Source organism: Pseudomonas sp. YQ_5 (genome assembly GCF_043103305.1).
Classification (GTDB): Bacteria; Pseudomonadota; Gammaproteobacteria; order Pseudomonadales; family Pseudomonadaceae; genus Aquipseudomonas; species Aquipseudomonas putida_Y.
On record NZ_JBICJS010000063.1, the window covers coordinates 18,123 to 36,442 of the forward strand.

At 60.8% G+C, this 18,320-nt stretch carries 20 protein-coding genes and 1 other RNA gene; 8 read left to right on the forward strand and 13 right to left on the reverse strand.

Going from position 1 to position 18,320, the window contains the following annotated elements; genetic code table 11:
- Positions 1–41 precede the first annotated feature (41 nt).
- Both rnpB and rsmI read right to left on the reverse strand, forming a co-directional pair.
- Positions 42–417: RNase P RNA component class A (gene rnpB, locus ACF8EA_RS14980), an RNA gene on the reverse strand.
- A 67-nt stretch (positions 418–484) separates the two neighbouring features.
- Positions 485–1,360, reverse strand: a complete 876-nt coding sequence (gene rsmI, locus ACF8EA_RS14985) for a 16S rRNA (cytidine(1402)-2'-O)-methyltransferase (protein ID WP_014592287.1) — start codon at positions 1,358–1,360, stop codon at positions 485–487.
- A 186-nt stretch (positions 1,361–1,546) separates the two neighbouring features.
- Here rsmI and ACF8EA_RS14990 point away from each other — a divergent pair, with 186 nt between their 5' ends.
- The 4 genes from ACF8EA_RS14990 to ACF8EA_RS15005 all read left to right on the forward strand — a co-directional run bounded on the left by ACF8EA_RS14990 (position 1,547) and on the right by ACF8EA_RS15005 (position 4,990).
- Positions 1,547–3,364: a penicillin-binding protein activator gene (locus tag ACF8EA_RS14990; RefSeq protein WP_275966809.1), complete on the forward strand. Its 1,818-nt coding sequence runs from the start codon at positions 1,547–1,549 to the stop codon at positions 3,362–3,364.
- Positions 3,364–3,735 carry a YraN family protein gene (locus ACF8EA_RS14995; RefSeq protein ID WP_021784145.1) on the forward strand — a complete coding sequence of 124 codons (372 nt, stop codon included), beginning with the start codon at positions 3,364–3,366 and terminating at the stop codon, positions 3,733–3,735. Before ACF8EA_RS14990 ends, ACF8EA_RS14995 begins: the two co-directional genes overlap by 1 nt.
- Positions 3,736–3,821: 86 nt before the next feature.
- Complete coding sequence (locus tag ACF8EA_RS15000; protein WP_012053657.1) at positions 3,822–4,415, forward strand: phosphoheptose isomerase; 594 nt, start codon at positions 3,822–3,824, stop codon at positions 4,413–4,415.
- Positions 4,412–4,990 carry a BON domain-containing protein gene (locus ACF8EA_RS15005; RefSeq protein WP_021784144.1) on the forward strand — a complete coding sequence of 193 codons (579 nt, stop codon included), beginning with the start codon at positions 4,412–4,414 and terminating at the stop codon, positions 4,988–4,990. Before ACF8EA_RS15000 ends, ACF8EA_RS15005 begins: the two co-directional genes overlap by 4 nt.
- Positions 4,991–5,241: 251 nt before the next feature.
- Here ACF8EA_RS15005 and ACF8EA_RS15010 read toward each other — a convergent pair whose 3' ends face one another.
- From ACF8EA_RS15010 to rplM, 7 genes are all read right to left on the reverse strand, one after another.
- Positions 5,242–5,673 (reverse strand): ClpXP protease specificity-enhancing factor, encoded by a 432-nt coding sequence (locus tag ACF8EA_RS15010; protein ID WP_392522456.1) that lies wholly within the window; start codon positions 5,671–5,673, stop codon positions 5,242–5,244.
- Between the two features lie 10 nt (positions 5,674–5,683).
- Entirely contained in the window at positions 5,684–6,307 is a 624-nt protein-coding gene (locus ACF8EA_RS15015; RefSeq protein WP_021784142.1) for a glutathione S-transferase N-terminal domain-containing protein, read from the reverse strand.
- 116 nt (positions 6,308–6,423) lie between these two features.
- Positions 6,424–7,203, reverse strand: a complete 780-nt coding sequence (locus ACF8EA_RS15020) for a cytochrome c1 (protein WP_021784141.1) — start codon at positions 7,201–7,203, stop codon at positions 6,424–6,426.
- On the reverse strand, positions 7,203–8,414 hold the full coding sequence (locus tag ACF8EA_RS15025; protein ID WP_028697485.1) for a cytochrome bc complex cytochrome b subunit: 1,212 nt from the start codon (positions 8,412–8,414) through the stop codon (positions 7,203–7,205). The genes ACF8EA_RS15020 and ACF8EA_RS15025 overlap by 1 nt, the downstream gene beginning before the upstream one ends.
- Entirely contained in the window at positions 8,414–9,007 is a 594-nt protein-coding gene (petA, locus tag ACF8EA_RS15030) for a ubiquinol-cytochrome c reductase iron-sulfur subunit (protein ID WP_028697484.1), read from the reverse strand. Before petA ends, ACF8EA_RS15025 begins: the two co-directional genes overlap by 1 nt.
- 262 nt (positions 9,008–9,269) lie before the next feature.
- Positions 9,270–9,662 carry a 30S ribosomal protein S9 gene (gene rpsI, locus ACF8EA_RS15035; protein WP_003251821.1) on the reverse strand — a complete coding sequence of 131 codons (393 nt, stop codon included), beginning with the start codon at positions 9,660–9,662 and terminating at the stop codon, positions 9,270–9,272.
- Between the two features lie 14 nt (positions 9,663–9,676).
- Complete coding sequence (rplM, locus tag ACF8EA_RS15040) at positions 9,677–10,105, reverse strand: 50S ribosomal protein L13 (protein WP_003251819.1); 429 nt, start codon at positions 10,103–10,105, stop codon at positions 9,677–9,679.
- Between the two features lie 258 nt (positions 10,106–10,363).
- On the opposite strand from rplM, the gene ACF8EA_RS15045 reads away from it, so the two are divergent.
- Positions 10,364–11,404 (forward strand): NADP(H)-dependent aldo-keto reductase, encoded by a 1,041-nt coding sequence (locus ACF8EA_RS15045; RefSeq protein ID WP_176682601.1) that lies wholly within the window; start codon positions 10,364–10,366, stop codon positions 11,402–11,404.
- A 180-nt stretch (positions 11,405–11,584) separates the two neighbouring features.
- The gene (locus ACF8EA_RS15050; RefSeq protein WP_172402841.1) at positions 11,585–12,505 is read left to right on the forward strand and encodes a GlxA family transcriptional regulator; all 921 of its coding nucleotides are present in this window, start codon (positions 11,585–11,587) and stop codon (positions 12,503–12,505) included.
- 105 nt (positions 12,506–12,610) lie between these two features.
- Here the strand turns inward: ACF8EA_RS15050 and zapE are convergent, their stop codons facing one another.
- The 3 genes from zapE to ACF8EA_RS15065 form a co-directional block, all read right to left on the reverse strand.
- Complete coding sequence (gene zapE, locus ACF8EA_RS15055) at positions 12,611–13,705, reverse strand: cell division protein ZapE (RefSeq protein WP_014592295.1); 1,095 nt, start codon at positions 13,703–13,705, stop codon at positions 12,611–12,613.
- A 149-nt stretch (positions 13,706–13,854) separates the two neighbouring features.
- Entirely contained in the window at positions 13,855–15,198 is a 1,344-nt protein-coding gene (locus ACF8EA_RS15060) for a tryptophan--tRNA ligase (RefSeq protein WP_392522458.1), read from the reverse strand.
- Positions 15,199–15,223: 25 nt separating this feature from the next.
- Entirely contained in the window at positions 15,224–15,859 is a 636-nt protein-coding gene (locus ACF8EA_RS15065; RefSeq protein WP_392520108.1) for an alpha/beta hydrolase, read from the reverse strand.
- Between the two features lie 135 nt (positions 15,860–15,994).
- Between ACF8EA_RS15065 and ACF8EA_RS15070 the strand changes: the two genes are divergently transcribed.
- Positions 15,995–16,432, forward strand: a complete 438-nt coding sequence (locus ACF8EA_RS15070) for a YhcB family protein (RefSeq protein ID WP_010952432.1) — start codon at positions 15,995–15,997, stop codon at positions 16,430–16,432.
- 74 nt (positions 16,433–16,506) lie between these two features.
- On the opposite strand, the gene ACF8EA_RS15075 is transcribed toward ACF8EA_RS15070, so the two are convergent.
- On the reverse strand, positions 16,507–17,703 hold the full coding sequence (locus ACF8EA_RS15075; protein WP_021784133.1) for a methionine gamma-lyase: 1,197 nt from the start codon (positions 17,701–17,703) through the stop codon (positions 16,507–16,509).
- Between the two features lie 127 nt (positions 17,704–17,830).
- Here ACF8EA_RS15075 and ACF8EA_RS15080 point away from each other — a divergent pair, with 127 nt between their 5' ends.
- Complete coding sequence (locus ACF8EA_RS15080) at positions 17,831–18,310, forward strand: Lrp/AsnC family transcriptional regulator (protein WP_003251803.1); 480 nt, start codon at positions 17,831–17,833, stop codon at positions 18,308–18,310.
- Positions 18,311–18,320: the final 10 nt, after the last annotated feature.

Sequence of the window (18,320 nt, forward strand, 5' to 3'; positions counted from 1 at the left end):
ACCAGAGGGGATCTGCTATCGATTCAAGCAGGGGAAGAAAGGTGGAGAGTCGATCTGTAAGCCGGGTTTTGTCGAGGACAGTCATTCCTCTACGACGGCCATCACTGGACGCCTCTAGCAACCTACCCGGTTCCGACGCGGGCCACGCCTGATGGAACCCTATTTGGTCTTGCTCCGAGTGGGGTTTACCTAGCCACGAACTGTTGCCAGCCGTGCGGTGCGCTCTTACCGCACCTTTTCACCCTTACCGGCACCGAAGTGCTTAGGCGGTTATTTTCTGTGGCACTTTCCGTAGGCTCACGCCTCCCAGGCGTTACCTGGCACTCTGCCCTATGGAGCCCGGACTTTCCTCCCCCTGCTGCTCACACAACAAAAAGTTGCGGAACAAAAACAGGCAGCGACTGTCCGATCGACTCTCCGCCGCCAAGGTTACCGGCACGCGCGCGCAAGAACAAGCGATACCGACATCTATATCAAACTGCCACTACTCAGCTTTCTGCTTTTCCAGGGCAAGTTGATACAACAGGTTCTTGCGCACCCCGGTAATTTCCGCTGCAAGCGCCGCTGCCCGCTTCAGTGGCAACTCCGCCAATAGCAGGTCGAGCACTCGCTGAGCTTCGGCACTGATGGCCTGCTCGCCCTCCGGCGCGCTCCAACCGCCGACCAGCACCACGCATTCACCGCGCTGCTGGTTGCTGTCGCCAGCGACGAAAGCCCGCAACTCAGCCAGCGGCAAGCCCTTGAGGGTCTCGAAGGTCTTGGTCAGTTCGCGCGCCAGTAACGCCGGGCGATCGCCACCAAATACCGCCTCCATGTCTTCAAGACATTCCAGGATTCGATGCGGGGCTTCATAGAAGATCAACGTGCGCGGCTCTTCCCTCACTTGCTCCAGGCGCGCCCGGCGCCCTGCCTGCTTGGCCGGCAGGAAGCCTTCGAAGATGAAGCGGTCCGACGGTAGGCCTGCCGCCGATAGCGCGGCGATCAAGGCACAGGCACCCGGCACGGGCACCACGCTCACCCCTGCGGCACGCGCCTGTCGCACCAGGTGGTAGCCTGGGTCGGAAATCAGAGGTGTGCCGGCATCGGAGACCAATGCCACATTTTCACCCGCCAGCAGTTTGGAGAGAAAACGCCCGCCTTCGTCGCGCTCGTTGTGCTCATGACAAGCGGCCAACGGCGTGTCGATGCCAAAGTGTTGCAGCAGGCGGATCGAATGACGGGTGTCTTCGGCGGCGATCAGGGCCACGTCCGCCAGCACTTTCAGCGCCCGGGCGCTCATGTCGTCGAGGTTGCCGATGGGGGTTGCCACCACATACAGCGTCCCCACCGTGGATTTCGAAGCCCCTGCCACATCAGTCACTGCGCACACCTGTCATTCGGATCAAAGGCGCCATTGTAGCCCGAGCGCCTGCAACAGGGCGTAAAGAACTTCGCCGGCGATCAGGAACAAGCCACCTATAGTGAAGGATCGACACAGCAACATCGCGCCCCGGCCAGTGCTTGGGTACAATTGTCGGCCAACTTGATCGAGTAACAGGACCTTTACATGATCGCTTGCCTGCGGCTGCTCACAGCCCTCTGCCTCGCCGCCCTGCTGGCAGCCTGCGCCAGCTCGCCCTCATCCAGCCTGGGCGAACTGCCACGCACCCCGGACGCCAGCATCGAGCAACTGCTTGAAAAGGCCGCCTCCAGCAAGTCTGCAGAAGACGCCGCCCTGCTGCGCCTGAGCGCGGCCGACCTGGCCTTCAAGCAGAAGGACTTCCCACGCGCCGCACGCATTCTCGAGCAGGTCCCGCTGGACACGCTCAAGCCGGCCCAGCAAGTGTTCGCCAGCACCCTAGCGGCTGAACTGGCCATGAGCCGCAACCAGCCCAAAGCAGCGCTGACCGCCCTGGCCCACCCCAGCCTGCAGCGCCTTGCCGAGCTGCCGCCAGAGCTGCAAGCGCGTACCTACACCGTGCACGCCGCCGCGCTCGAAGCCGATGGCCAGGCCCTGGCTGCCGCACAGCAGCGCATTCTGCTGGCGCCACTGCTCAGCGGCCAGGCCGCCAGCGCCAACAATAACGCCATCTGGGCCCTGATCGCCTCGCTGCCTGCAGAGCAACTGCAGCAACCAACCAACGATCAGGCCCTGGCAGGCTGGACCAGCCTGGCGTTCGCCGTGAAAAGCGCCGGCACCCTGGAGCAGCAGCAAGCGGCCATCGAGACCTGGGTCAAACAGCATCCGGACCACCCTGCCGCTCAGCAACTGCCGCTGGCCCTGATCAAGCTCAAGGAACTTGCCAGCCAGCCGCTGACCAAGATCGCCCTGCTGCTGCCTCAGGAAGGCCCACTGGCCGGCGTTGCCCGCGCCCTGCGCGATGGCTTCATGGCCGCCCACTTCCAAGCCCAGCAGACCGGCCAGCCGGCACCTGCCGTGCAGGTATTCGACAGCTCGCGCATCGGCTCGCTGGACGATTTCTATCGCCAAGCGCAGGCCGCCGGCGTGCAACTGGTCATTGGCCCGCTGGAAAAACCGCTGGTCAAGCAGCTGGCCGCCAAACCGCAATTGCCGATCACCACACTGGCCCTGAACTACGCCGACGCCGGCCAGAAAGCCCCGCCGCAACTGTTCCAGTTCGGCCTGGCTGCCGAAGACGAAGCCCGTGAAGTCTCCCGCCGCGCCCGCGCCGACGGCATGGTCCGCGCCGTAGCCCTGGTACCGAGCGGCGAATGGGGTGACCGTGTCCTGGCCGCCTTCCGTCAGGACTGGGAAGGCAATGGCGGAACCCTGCTCGCCGCCGAGCGTATCGCTCAGCCGGTCGCCCTGGCCCAACAGATTGCCGACCTATTCCAGTTGCGCCAAAGCGAAGGCCGCGCCAAAAGCCTGCAAAGCACGGTGGGCGGCAGCATCGCGGCACAACCGTCGCGCCGCCAGGACATCGACTTCATCTTCCTCGCCTCGACCCCGCAACAGGCGCAGCAGATCAAGCCGACCCTGAACTTCCAGTACGCCGGTGACGTGCCGGTCTATGCCACCTCGAACCTGTACAGCGCCAGCGGTGACGTCAACCAGTACAATGACATGAACGGCATCCGCTTCTGCGAAACACCGTGGCTGCTCGACACCAGCAACAGTCTGCGTCAACAGGTTGTACAGCAGTGGCCGCAAGCCGCTGGCAGCCTCGGCCGCCTGTACGCCATGGGCGTCGATGCCTACAGCCTGGCGCCGCGCCTGGGCCAACTGAAAGCGCTTCCGGACAACCGCATCCTGGGGCTTTCGGGCAGCCTGAGCATCAATGCCAACCAGCGCGTCGAGCGCCAGTTGCCATGGGCCGAGTTTACTGGCGGCCAAGTCAAGCGCCTGCCTGACACCGTGCGTTGATGGCCGCAGCATCGCCTACCCGTGCCGGGCAAGCGGCAGAAACCCAAGCCCTTGAGTACCTTCAGGGGCAAGGGCTGCAGTTGCTGGTGCGTAACTGGCGATGCAAAGGCGGCGAGCTTGATCTGGTCATGCTCGACGCCGATACAGTAGTATTCGTCGAAGTCCGCTACCGGTTGCACGCGGGCTTCGGAGGCGCCCTCGACAGCATCGACTGGCGCAAGCAGAAACGGTTGGTGCTCGCCGCCAGCCTGTTCCTGCAGAAGGAGCCCCACTGGGGCAACCACCCCTGCCGCTTCGACGTAGTCGCCCTGCAGGGCAGCCACCATGCAGGCAGACCGCTTCAATGGCTGAAAAACGCCTTCGAATGCTGAACCCACTTCGTTTTTTTTGCTCTATGTATCGCGGGCTGGTCGTAGTTGCGCGTAGCAAAGGCCACCGCCCCATTTAAGGTCACCAGATGGACATGCAATCCCGAATTCGCCGGCTGTTCGAGGCCAGCATCGAAACCAAGCAACAGGCAATGGACATCCTGGCACCGCACATCGAGCAGGCCAGCCTGGTCATGGTCAATGCGCTGCTCAACGAGGGCAAGATGCTCGCCTGCGGCAACGGCGGCTCGGCCGGCGATGCCCAGCACTTTTCATCGGAGCTGCTCAACCGCTTCGAGCGCGAGCGTCCCAGCCTGCCAGCCATCGCGCTGACCACCGACAGCTCGACCCTGACCTCGATCGCCAACGACTACAGCTACAACGAAGTCTTTTCCAAGCAGATCCGCGCCCTGGGCCAACCCGGTGACGTTCTGCTGGCGATCTCCACCAGCGGCAATTCGGCCAACGTGATCCAGGCGATCCAGGCCGCGCATGACCGTGAAATGATTGTCGTAGCATTGACTGGTCGCGACGGCGGCGGCATGGCTTCGCTGCTGCTGCCCGAGGACGTGGAAATCCGCGTGCCTTCGACAGTTACTGCGCGCATCCAGGAAGTCCACCTGCTGGCGATCCACTGCCTTTGCGATCTGATCGACAGCCAACTGTTCGGGAGTGAAGAATGACCCCTATGCGCCTCGGCCTGATGGCCCTGACCCTGTGCCTGAGCGTCACTGGTTGCAGCTCGGTACTCACCTCTACCCGCAATTCGCCGATCGAGGACGATCGCGGCACGCGCACCATTGGCAGCAAGATCGACGACTCGCTGATCGAAACCAAGGCCGCCGTGAACATTTCCAAGGCCAGCCCAGACCTGGACAAGGGCTCGCACATCGTTGTCAGCAGCTACAACGGCATCGTCCTGCTGGCCGGCCAGACCCCGCGCGCCGACCTCAAGAGCCTCGCTGAGCAAACCGCCAGCCAGGTACAGCGAGTCAAGAGAGTGCACAACGAGCTGCAAGTGATGCAGCCTTCCTCCATTCTGGCGCGCAACAACGACGCCTGGCTGACCACCAAGATCAAGACCCAGATGCTGACTGACAGTGCCGTGCCCAGCTCGCGCATCAAGGTGATTACCGAAAACGGCATCGTCTACCTGCTTGGCCTGGTCACCCGCCAAGAAGCCAACTCGGCCACTGCCGTAGTGCAGGGCGTGTCGGGGGTGCAGAAGATCGTCAAGCTGTTTGAGTACATCGACTGATTGGTCTGCATTGAGATTTATAGCGCCTGTGAGAGCGGGCGCCGCCCGCGCGGCGCATCGCGAGCTGGCGCTCGCTCCTACGTTTGTTTCGGGCCAATTAACCCTGTGGGATCTGCACGCGAACGCCTTGGCGCATGACTCGATATTGCGTCCTGCTGCGCGCGATGCGCCACGCGGGCGACGCCCGGGCTCACAGGCGCCAGAAAACTCACTGCCAGCAAAAAGGCGATCCTTCTGGATCGCCTTTTTTGTTACTTGACCACTTTCAGGCTTGGCCGACCACTCGGACGCGGCGGCTGCCCTCCATCGTCTGGCGGGCCATCGTCATCCGGCTGCACATCATCGCCTTCCAGCTCGTCGCCATCCATCGAAGACGGCTCCAGCTCGAAGACCATACCCTGGCCGTTTTCGCGGGCGTAGATACCCAGGATGGCACCAACCGGCACGAACAGCGAGTGAGCCACGCCACTGAAGCGCCCCTCAAAGCTGACCGCGTCATTGTCCATGTGCAGGCTGCGCACGGCACTTGGCGAGATATTCAAGACGATCTGGCCATCACTGGCGAAACCATCCGGCACCTGAACTTTCGGGAATTCGGCATTGACCAGCATATGGGGCGTGCAATCGTTGTCGACGATCCACTCGTACAGTGCTCGAACCAGATAGGGGCGACTGGAGTTCATCAACGGCTCCTTAAAGCTTGCGCATTTCACGTTCTACGGAGGACAGGCTCGCCTGGAAAGGCTCGCGGGCGAACTGGCGCTCCATGTAATCCAGCAGCGGCTTGGCTTGCCGCGGCAACTCGATACCCAACACCGGCAAACGCCAGAGTATGGGCAATAGACAGCAATCGACCAGGCTTTGCTCATCACTCATGAAGCAGGCGAACTCGCTGAACAACGGCGAGACCCCGGTCAGGCTTTCGCGCAAGGCCTTGCGCGCCTCGGTTCGGGCAGCTTCACTGCTACGCGGGTCAAGCACGGTATCAGCCAAGGCACACCAGTCGCGCTGGATGCGGTGCATCAGCAGACGGCTGTTGCCACGCGCAACCGGGTATACCGGCATCAGCGGCGGGTGCGGGTAACGTTCCTCAAGGTATTCCATTACCACGGTCGATTCATACAACGCCAGGTCACGGTCGACCAAGGTCGGCACGCTGCCGTAAGGATTGACCTCGGCCAGCTTCGGCGGCAGGCGGGCGGGATCGACATCGATAAACTGCACGCTGACGCCCTTCTCGGCCAGAACCAGGCGCACCCGATGAGAATAGTGATCAGCGGGATCGGAATAGCAGGCTAACCTGTTGGTTGCGCCCATGTAGCGGCTCCTCGCACGGATGCTTGTGCAACTTTAAATGAAAACGCGCCCGGGGTGGCCTGGCAATACTGCTAGGCCACCCCGGGCGCGTTCAACAACCAGAAACTACTGCGTGATCAGTGCACGTCCTTCCAGTATTCACGCTTGAGCAAGTAGGCGAATACGAAGAAGAAAGCCAGGTACAGCAGCACATAGGTACCGATGCGCTGGCTTTCCAGCTTGACTGGGTTGGCCGAATAGGCCAGGAAGGTCACAAGGTTCTTGACCTTCTCGTCGAACTGCTCGGTCGTCAGGGTACCGGAATTCGGCGTAATGGTCAGCTGATCGCAAGCTTCATGGGTCAACGGGCTGCCGGTCAACGGGTCGAATTGCTTCTTGCCATCGACCACAGTCTGCACCTGCTTGCAACCTACCACCTGGTTGCCTTGCAGACCAACCAGCACGTTAGGCATGCCGACGTTCGGGAACACCTTGTTGTTCACCCCGTAAGGGCGCGATGGATCCTCATAGAAGCTGCGCAGGTAGGTGTAAAGCCAGTCGGTACCGCGTACGCGGGCCACCAGGGTCAGGTCGGGCGGCGCGGCACCGAACCAGGTCTTGGCATCGCTGGGCTTCATGCCGATCTGCATGTGGTCACCAATCTTGGCACCCGTGAACACCAGCTTCTCGAGCATCAGTTCATGCGGGATGCCCAGGTCATCAGCCACCCGCTCGTAACGCTGGAACTTGGCACTGTGGCAACCCATGCAATAGTTGGCGAAGGTGCGCGCACCGTCCTGCATGGCGGCTTTGTCAGTCAGGTCGATATCGACCTTGTCCAGCTCCATGCCCTCTTCGGCAGCGAAGGAAAAGGCAGGCATCACTGCCAGCAACAATACTGCAATCAACTTTTTCATCAGCCAGTCACCCTTTCCGGAACCGGTTTGGTCTTCTCGAGCCTTGTATAGAACGGCATCAGCAGGAAGTAGGCGAAGTACAGCACCGTGCACACCTGCGACAACAAGGTACGCCCAGGTGTCGGTGCCAGTACGCCCAGCACACCGAGGATGACGAAGGCCACGCAGAACACCAGCAGGAAGGCCTTGCTGATCCAACCCTTGTAACGCATGGAGCGTACCGGGCTGCGGTCGAGCCAGGGCAGCACGAACAGCACGGCGATGGCCGCACCCATGGCAATGACGCCCATCAACTTGTCAGGCACCGCGCGCAGGATTGCGTAGAACGGTGTGAAGTACCACACCGGCGCGATGTGCGCTGGCGTCTTGAAAGCGTTGGCCTGCTCGAAGTTCGGTTTCTCCAGGAAGTAACCGCCCATTTCAGGGAAGAAGAACACCACGGCGCAGAACACGAAGAGGAAAACCACCACGCCGACAATGTCCTTGACGGTGTAGTACGGGTGGAACGGAATGCCATCCAGCGGAATACCGTTTTCGTCCTTTTTCTTCTTGATGTCGACACCATCAGGGTTGTTCGAACCCACTTCGTGCAGGGCGAGGATGTGCAGCACCACCAGGCCAAGAATCACGATTGGCAGGGCAACCACGTGCAGGGCGAAGAAGCGGTTCAGGGTGATACCCGAGATCAGGTAGTCACCGCGGATCCACTGAGTAAGGTCGCCACCGATCACCGGGATGGCACCGAACAGCGAGATGATCACCTGGGCGCCCCAGTACGACATCTGCCCCCATGGCAGCAGGTAGCCCATGAACGCTTCAGCCATCAGCGCCAGATAGATCAGCATGCCGAACAGCCAGACCAGCTCACGAGGCTTCTGATAAGAGCCGTAGAGCAGGCCGCGGAACATGTGCAGGTAGACCACGATGAAGAACGCTGACGCACCCGTGGAGTGCAGGTAGCGCAGGATCCAGCCGTATTCCACGTCACGCATGATGTACTCGACCGAGGCAAACGCCTCTTCCGCCGAGGGCGTGAAGCTCATGGTCAGCCACACGCCGGTCACGATCTGGTTGACCAGCACCAGCAATGCCAGCGAGCCAAAGAAGTACAGGAAGTTGAAGTTCTTGGGTGCGTAATACTTGCTCAGGTGGTCTTCCCACATCTTGGTGGCGGGGAAGCGAGCATCAATCCAGTCCATGAACTTGCTCATCATGCTTTCTCCTGGTCGACGCCAATGACGATGATCTCGTCCGACTCATAAGAGTGCGGTGGCACGGGCAGGTTAAGAGGCGCCGGCTGGGACTTGTAGACACGACCAGCCAGGTCATAGCGGGAGCCGTGGCACGGGCAGAAATAACCACCTACCCATTTCGGCCCGAGGTCAGCGGGTGCCACTTCCGGCCGAAAGAGGGGCGAACAGCCCAGGTGCGTGCACAGGCCGACGAGAATGAGAATTTCCGGCTTGATCGAGCGAACCTCAGGGTCGACGTACGCCGGCTGTACCGAGGCCTTGGACTCGGGATCGGACAGGTCAGCCGTGATTTTTTTCAGATTGCCAAGGATTTCCTCAGTTCGCCGCACGATGAATACGGGCTGGCCACGCCACTCGGCCACCATCTGCTGCCCTGCCTCGACCTTGGCGACGTTGACCTTCACCGGTGCACCTGCGGCTTTCGCCTTGGCACTGGGAAACCATGACCCCACGAACGGTACCGCAGCCCCCACTGCCCCCGCTGCCCCGACCACGGATGTCGCGGCTACGAGGAAGCGGCGCCGGCCTGCGTTGACGCCGTCATTGCTCATTCAGTCCTCTCCCATCAGCTTGCTTGGCCAGTTGGACCTGGCCTGTACTTAGGTTGTGTCAATGGCACTAAAAATTGGCCGCCATGGTAAGAAACAAATCCACACACTGACAAGGTGATTACCCCGGCAAGGGCGACAACCCGCGCTTTGCTTGATCTGCGTCTATGCGACAAGCGGCCACTGACTGCTGACAGGTTAGTTCAAGCCTAAAAAAAAAGCCCGGTTCCAAGGAACCGGGCTTTTTTCGACTGCCGAAGCGGTATTAACGCTTGGAGTACTGAGGACGCTTACGCGCTTTACGCAGACCCACTTTCTTACGCTCAACTTCACGAGCGTCGCGGGTGACGTAGCCAGCACGACGCAGAGCGCCACGCAGGGTTTCGTCGTATTCCATCAGAGCGCGGGTGATACCGTGACGGATCGCACCGGCTTGACCGCTGACACCACCACCGGAAACGGTGACATAGATGTCGAATTTCTCAACGGATTCAGTCAGCTCGAGCGGCTGGCGAACAACCATGCGAGCGGTTTCGCGACCGAAGAACACGTCCAGAGAACGGTTGTTGATGGAAATGTTACCAGTACCCGGACGCAGGAATACGCGAGCGGTTGCGGTCTTGCGACGGCCAGTGCCGTAATTTTGAGTCGCCGACATAATGAACTATCCCGTTAGATCTTCAGTTCTTGAGGCTGCTGAGCAGTGTGTGGGTGAGCAGCACCCGCGTACACTTTCAGCTTGCGGTACATGTCGCGACCCAGCGGGTTCTTAGGCAGCATGCCCTTGACCGCAGTTTCGATAACACGCTCAGGGGCCTTGGCGATCAACTTCTCGAAGTTGATTTCCTTGATACCGCCTGGGAAACCGGAGTGGGAGTAGTACATTTTGTCGGAAGACTTGGCACCAGTCACACGAACCTGCTCGGCGTTGATAACGACGATGTAGTCGCCGGTGTCAACGTGAGGGGTGTATTCTGGTTTGTGTTTGCCACGCAGACGGGTAGCGATTTCGGTAGCCAGACGACCCAGGGTCTGGCCAGCGGCGTCGACTACGAACCACTCGCGCTTTACTGTTTCCGGTTTAGCAGTAAAAGTTTTCATTCTCTAAAGCCTCAGAGGCCGCCCAGCGAAAAATAGACGGCGAATCTTACTGGATAGTGCACAGCTTGCCAAGGGCAAGCGCGCAGCCGAACACAGACGCTTTTGGGGGCTCGGGTCGGGCACGCCAATGTTCGACGGGGTTCTTCCTGCGTGATGGTGCATCACTTCCGCCACGCGGAGAGGGGCTGAATTATCCAGATTGCGCGAAAAATTTCAACCTGCTTTGATTGGCTTCTATCGCCAAGGAGTGAATAACCGATGGAATACCGCCAGCTCGGCCGTACCGACCTCAACGTCAGCGCCCTGTGCCTGGGCACCATGACCTGGGGCGAGCAGAACATCCAGGCCGAGGCCTTCGCACAAATTGCCCGGGCCAAGGCCGCCGGGGTCAACTTCATCGACACCGCCGAGATGTACCCGGTCCCTCCACGCCCGGAAACCTACGCAGCCACCGAGCGCATCATCGGCAACTGGTTCCGTGAACATGGCGACCGCGACGCGTGGATCCTGGCCAGCAAGGTTGCAGGCCCGGGCAACGGCATCAGCCATATCCGCGACGGGCAGCTCAAGCACAACCGTCAGCACATCGTCGCGGCGCTGGACGAAAGCCTGAAGCGCCTGCAGACCGACCGGATCGACCTGTACCAGTTGCACTGGCCAGAGCGCAGCACCAACTTCTTCGGCAAGCTGGGCTACCAGCACCTGCCGCAGGATCACTTCACCCCACTGGAAGAAACCCTCCAGGTGCTCGACGAGCAGGTACGTGCGGGCAAGATCCGTCATATCGGCCTGTCCAACGAAACGCCGTGGGGCACCATGAAATTCCTGCAACTGGCCGAGAGCCATGGCTGGCCGCGGGCGGTATCGATCCAGAACCCGTACAACCTGCTCAACCGCAGCTTCGAGGTGGGCCTGGCAGAAGTGGCCATACGCGAGCAATGTGGCCTGCTGGCCTATTCGCCGCTGGCATTCGGCATGCTTTCTGGCAAGTACGAGAACGGCGCACGGCCGGACAATGCACGCCTGACCCTGTTCAGCCGCTTTGCCCGTTACTCCAACCCACAGACCGTGGCGGCCTGCAGCCGCTACGTGCAGCTGGCCCGCGAGCACGGCCTGGACCCGGCGCAAATGGCCCTGGCGTTCGTCACCCGACAGCCGTTCGTGACCAGCAACATCATTGGCGCCACCAGCCTGCAGCAGTTGGACAGCAACCTGGCCAGCCTTGAACTGAACCTGAGCGCCGATCTGCTGACAGCGATCGAAGCCATTCATCAGGAACAACCCAACCCGGCGCCTTGAGCCAAACACTGCGCGCCGCTGTTCCATGGGGTAGACACAATCGCCAAAAAATAAGACGATCCAGCCGGTGATTGACCACTCTACCCTATAAGAACAATGACAATGATGTTTACCCAACCCTCAGCGTCGCTGCGGCGCGTCAGCATCCTGGCCATTGACAAGGTGTTCGCTTCGACCTTGATGCAGGCCAAGGACTTCTTCCACCTCGCCAGTCTGCGCTACAGCAAGCAGCTGGGCCTGGGCTTGCAGCCCATGTTCGAAATCCGCCTGGTGAGCCCCGACAGCCAGCCCGTGGACAGCTTCAGCAATGTGCAGTTACCGGTTGACGGCGGCCTGGACGACGCCGATGTGATCATCCTCCCGGCCTACTGGGATGATTTCGACAACCTGCTGCAACGTTATCCTCAGGTGCTGCCGTGGCTGCGTGAACAGCACGCGCGTGGCGCGGTGCTGTGCGCCGAGGCCAGTGGCGTGTTCTGGCTGGCCGAATCCGGCCTGCTCGATGGCAAGGAGGCGACCACCTACTGGCGCTTCTTCAACAGCTTTGCCGAACGCTTCCCGCAGATCCGCCTGAACCAGGACAAGCACCTGACCGATGCCGACAATATCTATTGCGCCGGCGGTGCAACTTCAGCTTGCGACCTGTACATCTACCTGATCGAACGCTTCTGCGGCGCCAACGTGGCCCGTGCGGTGTCCCGCGATATCCTCTACGAAGTACAACGCAACTACACCCCGGGGCGCATGGGCTTTGGCGGGCAGAAGCTGCACCAGGACCTGATCATCCTGCAGATCCAGCACTGGCTGGAGGAGCACTTCGCCGACAAGTTCCGCTTTGAGGATGTGGCCCGCAACCACGGCATGAGCATCCGCAACTTCATGCGCCGCTTCCAGGGCGCAACAGGTGACAAGCCCCTGCACTACCTGCAACGGCTACGCATCGAAACAGCCAAGGGGTTGTTGTCGAGTACGCGCAAAAGCATCAAGACCATCAGTTACGAGGTGGGGTATGACGATGCCAGTTTCTTTGCGCGGCTGTTCCGCCAGCACACCGAGTTGTCGCCGAACCAGTATCGGCAGCAGTTCATGCAGGAAGCCTGAGAGGCCTCCAGAGCGGCAGGTTTCGCGCTTGAAGCGACAAGGAAAACCAGGGCGGATGGCGCGTTGCCCTGAATGTTCCTTGCCGCCTGAAGCTTGCCGCTGCCGTTAAGGCTTGTGCGCGCGCGCCAGGAATTCGTGCGACTGCATCTCCAGCAACCGGCTCAGGGTACGCTGGAACTCGAAGCTCAGACGCCCACCGGTATACAGGTCCTTCAACTCCACCTCGGCCGAGATGATCAGCTTGACGTTGCGATCGTAAAACTCGTCCACCATGTTGATGAAACGACGGGCGATGTCGTCGGTGGTGACACCCATCTGCTCTACGTTGCTGAGCAATACGGCGTGGAAGATCTTGCCCAGTTCAATGTAGTCGTTCTGGCTACGCGGCCCGTCGCACAGGGCGCGGAAGTCAAACCAGGCGACGTCGTCGCAAGTACGCAGGGCATTGATCGGGCGGTTCTCGATCATCAGCACGTCGTTTTCGATCGCCTGGGTGCACTCAGGGGTGAGCGCCTTGAAGCTGGCGCGCATGCTCTGGTGCGCCGCGTCATCGAGTGGGAAGTGGAACAGTTCAGCCTGCTCCAGGTGACGCAGACGGTAGTCGACCCCGCTATCGACGTTCACCACGTCGGTGTACTGCTTGATCATGGCGATGGCCGGCAGGAAGCGCGCACGCTGCAGGCCATCCTTGTACAGGCCGTCCGGCACGATGTTGGAGGTGGCCACCAGCGACACGCCATTCTTGAACAGCTCTTCCATCAAGGTGCCGAGGATCATGGCGTCGGTAATGTCCGACACGAAGAATTCGTCGAAGCAGATCACCTTGGCTTCTTCGCTGAAGCGCTTGGCGATGATGGTCAGCGGGTTCTTCTCGCCCTTGAGGGTTTTCATTTCCTCGTGCACACGCTTCATGAAGCGGTGGAAGTGCGTACGCATCTTCTGCTTGAACGGCAGCGCTTCGTAGAAGGTATCAACCAGGTAGGTCTTGCCTCGCCCCACCCCACCCCAGAAGTACAGGCCCTTGACCGGGGTCTGCTCCTTCTTGCCGAACAGCTTGCCGAACACGCCCGGCTTGTTGTTCTGCGCGTGCACCAGGTCATCGTACAGGCGCTGGAGGTGACGCACCGCAGTTTCCTGCGCCGCGTCATGGAAGAAGTCGGGACGTTTCAGATCTGCTTGATAGCGTTCTAAGGGAGTCATGATTCGTTAGCGAGGCAACAAAAAACGGGCCGTCACTGTAGCGACAGGCCCGCTTAATGGCAATCAGACTTGCGTCAATATGCCTCATCCAGCATAGCTTATGCGCTGGATGGCACCGGCCTTGCCGGTGTTCGCGAGTAAACTCGCTCCTACAATGGTTGAAGCGCTACACGCAGACCTTCGATGGCAGCATCACGGGCTTCGGCGCTTTCGAACTGCGGCCCTTCGGCGACCTGCTCGCCATCGAGCCACAGGCCGAAGCTCAGGCCTTCGACGCGGACATCCGCCTCGCCACCTTGCTGCAACTGCTTGCTCACGGCGCCAGCACTTTTGCCGTCGGCGAAGCTGCGCGACAGCAGCAGTTGCTCACCGTCGGCGGCCAGCAGGCGGAAACGGAAGCTGCCGTCTTCGTCACGGAAGCTGACGAAGCGTGCGCTCTTGGCAGCCTTCTTCTTCACCTCGGTGCTGGCCTGCACGCTGCTGCGGAACGAACGCAAGCCAACGGCCTCGCGCAGCTGCTCGAGGAACGGCGTGGCGATCTTGCGGGCCTTGGCGGCGCCGGCCAGCAGGATGTCTTCCAGGTCCGCCGGCCGGGCGATCAGTTGGTGATAGTACTCGCGCTTCTCGGCCAGCTGGCCGTCCAGCAGCTGGAACAGGCGCTGCTTGGCATCGCCCCAGCCCAGGCCCTGCAGCAGCTCTTCGCGGAACCCGGCGCATTGCTCAGGCGTCGAGAAGGCCTGGTACAGGGTGAACAGGTGCGCGTTGTCCGGGTCTTTCGCCTCACCTGGCGCACGCGAGTCGGTGACGATGCGCGAGATGGCGTCTTTCATATCCTTGGCGCTGGTGAACAACGGGATGGTGTTGTCATAGCTTTTGGACATTTTGCGCCCATCCAGGCCCGGCAGGGTCGCCACGCTTTCTTCGATCACAGCCTCCGGCAAGGCGAAGAAGTCCTTGCCTTGACCGAACAGATGATTGAAGCGCTGACCGATATCGCGGGCCATTTCCACGTGCTGGATCTGGTCACGACCGACCGGCACCTTGTTGGCGTTGAACATCAGGATATCGGCGGCCATCAGCACCGGGTAGCTGAACAGGCCCATGGTCACGCCGGCGTCCGGGTCTTCGCCGTTCTCGACGTTCTTGTCCACCGAGGCCTTGTAGGCATGCGCACGGTTCAGCAGGCCTTTGGCAGCAACGCAGGTCAGCAGCCAGGTCAGCTCGGGGATTTCCGGGATGTCGGACTGGCGATAGAAGGTCACCTTGTCCGGGTCCAGGCCACCGGCCAGCCAGGTGGCGGCGATTTCCAGGCGCGAGCGCTGGATGCGCAGCGGGTCGTCGCACTTGATCAGGGCGTGGTAGTCGGCCAGGAAGTAGAACGAGTCGACACCGGGCTGCTGGCTGGCACGGATCGCCGGGCGGATGGCGCCGGCGTAGTTGCCCAGGTGCGGAGTGCCGGTGGTGGTGATACCGGTAAGAATGCGCGTGGTCATGGGTGTTCGCTTATTCAGGCTTGGCTCAGTTCGAAAGGCGCGGCAGCAGCAGATCCTTCAGATCGGTCAGCTTGCCATGGAAGAAGTGTCCGCATTCTGCCACTTTCAGCAGCTCATGGGGACGCGACAGGCTGTCGGACCATTCGTAAACCAGCTGCGGCGCGACGACTTCGTCGGCGTCCGGCTGCACCACGGTGATCGGGCAGCGCTGCGGCAGCGGAAATTCGGCGGTCAGGCGCATGACTGCCGGGGCGATCATGAACAGGTGCTGCAACTCGACACCTGCTGTTTCAAGGCGCCCGGCCAGGCTGGTGGCAACGAAACCACCGAACGAAAAGCCCATCAGCACCAGCGGTAGCCCGGGGTGCCTGGCACGCAGCCATGCTGCAGCGGCCTCTGAATCAGCCACTTCACCAGCGCCCATGTCATGGCTGCCAGCACTCTGGCCGACGCCACGGTAGTTGAAACGCAGGGTCACATAACCGGCATCACGTGCGGTGCGCTGCAGGGTCGAGACAACCTTGTTGAGCATGGTGCCGCCCTGGACCGGGTTAGGATGGCAGATCAGCACCGCGCCACGGGCTTGCGCCACGTCGAGGTACAAAGCTTCAAGCTGGCCGCAAGGGCCATCGATGAACAAGGGGGTTTCGCGGACAAGCAAGGCACTACTCCGTGACCTCGGGAAGGGTCGATTCGTCTAGGTGTGAAATTCTGTTCTGATTTGCGATCGCTCGCGGTATACAGCGCAGGTCTGAGCCGTTAACGTAAAGCAAAGCCGTTTATAGAGGAAGGACTCGTGGAACTCTCGCTCCTTGTTTGGTTGTTGCCAACCCTGGCCTTGGTCATCGGTGTGGCAGTCGGTTTCATTGTTGCCCGCCTGCTGCCCAACGCGGCGCCGAGCAACACCCAGCGTCAACTGGATGACATCCAGAAGCGCTTCGACAGCTACCAGAACGAAGTGGTCACCCACTTCAACAGCACCGCCATGCTGGTCAAGAAACTGACCCAGAGCTACCAGGACGTACAGGATCACCTGGCTGAAGGCGCCAACAGCCTGGCCCTCGATGACGTCACTCGCCAACGCCTGCTGGCTGCACTGCACTCCGATGCGCCGCAAGGCCCACGTGACCGCCTGACCCCGCCTAAAGACACCGCCGAAGTGCCGCGCGACTATGCGCCGAAAGCGCCCAACTCGCCGGGCATGCTGGATGAGAGCTACGGGCTCAAGCGTTGATCTGCTGAACATGCAAAAGGCCTCGCAAGAGGCCTTTTTTGTGGGCTGGATTCACTGGCCCCTTCGCGGGCAACCTAACAGCAGGCCTGCAATGCCTGTTCGACATCTGCCAGCAGGTCCTCCACATCCTCCAGCCCCACCGACAGACGCACCAACCCCTCCGATATCCCATGATGCGCCCGCTCCTGCGGCGTGTAGCTAGAATGCGTCATACTCGCCGGATGCTGCGCCAGCGACTCGGCATCTCCCAGGCTCACCGCCCGGGCAAAGAGCTGCAGCGCATTCATGAAGCGCCGCCCCGCCTCAATGCCACCCTTGAGCTCAAACGCAATCATCCCCCCAGGCAAACGCATCTGTCGCTGGGCCAACGCGTACTGGGCAAAAGACGGTAGCCCCGGGTAATGAATCAATTCCACCTGCGGCTGCCGAGCCAGAAATTCGGCCACCTTCTGAGCATTGGCGCAATGCCGGTCCATTCGCAGGGCCAGGGTCTTGATACCGCGCATCAGCAACGCCGCGTCATGCGGTGACAGCACCGCCCCGGTCATATCCTTCAGCCCTTCCAGGCGAATGCGATCGACCAACGCCTTGCGCCCCACCACCAAACCCGCAGTGATATCACCGTGGCCACTGAGGTACTTGGTTGCCGAGTGCACCACCAGGTCCGCCCCCAGCTCCAGTGGCCGCTGCAGGTACGGCGTACAGTAGGTGTTATCGACCACAACATGCACATCATGCCCCCGCACCGCCTCGACAACCGCCTCAATGTCCACAAGCTGCATATTGGGGTTGGCCGGTGTTTCGAAGTAGATCATCCGTGTTTTGCTGTTGATCGCCGCCTTCAGAGCCTTGGCATCGTTGAGATCGACATGGCGTACTTTGACGCCGAACTCACCAATACCGTGGTGCAGAAAAGCGAAGGTGCAGCCATACAAGGTGCGCCCCACAATCAGCTCATCGCCAGGCCGTAGCAGGGTCCAGATGGTTGAGGTAATCGCACCCATCCCTGATGCCAACGCCAAGCCCGCCTCACCGCCCTCAAGCGAAGCCATGCGCTGCTCCAGCAAGGCCAGCGTGGGGTTGGAGATGCGGCTGTAGAAGTGCCCCGCCTCCTCTCCGGCGAAGCAGGCAGCGCCGTACTCAACAGTGGGGAAGGCATAGGTGGCCGTCTGGTACACCGGCGGCACCAAGGCGCCACCGTGGGACAGCGGGTCGTAGCCATGGTGAATGGCCCGCGTGGAAAAACCGGTGTTGTCGTGGGAGTCGCGCATGGCAACGGCCTCTTGTGGTTTGTTGTAAGCTTATGCCACCGAGCTGCCCAATTTTTTCCAAAATAGCCTACACATAGGCGTGCTTTCTGGAACAAAAACAATAATCACCGGACCAGGAGGGCAAAATATGCCTTCAAGCCTCGACCGCACCGACCGTGCCCTGCTCGCCGCCTTGCAGGACAACGCCCGCCTCACCGTTGCCGAACTCGCCGATCAGGTGGCACTGACCACCTCGCCCTGCTGGCGACGGGTCAAGCTGCTGGAAGAAAACGGCTACATCACCGGCTACCAGGCCATCCTCTCGCCCAAGTCGCTGGGGTTTGGCGTGACCGCGTTCGTCAGCATCATGATGGACTCGCACACCAAGGACATGGCGCTGGCGTTCGAACAGCGGCTGATGGAAATTCCCGAAATCGTCGCCTGCCACAACATCTCCGGGCGCTATGACTTTCTGCTGGAAATCCTGGCACGGGACCTGGAGTCGTTTGGGGAATTTACCCGGGAGGTGCTGCAGCGGTTGCCGGGGGTGAAGGAGATCTATTCGAGTTTTTCGTACAAAGCAGTCAAGGAAAGGCGGGTGATACCGGTGTCGGAGAAACATATCTAGGACAGATCCT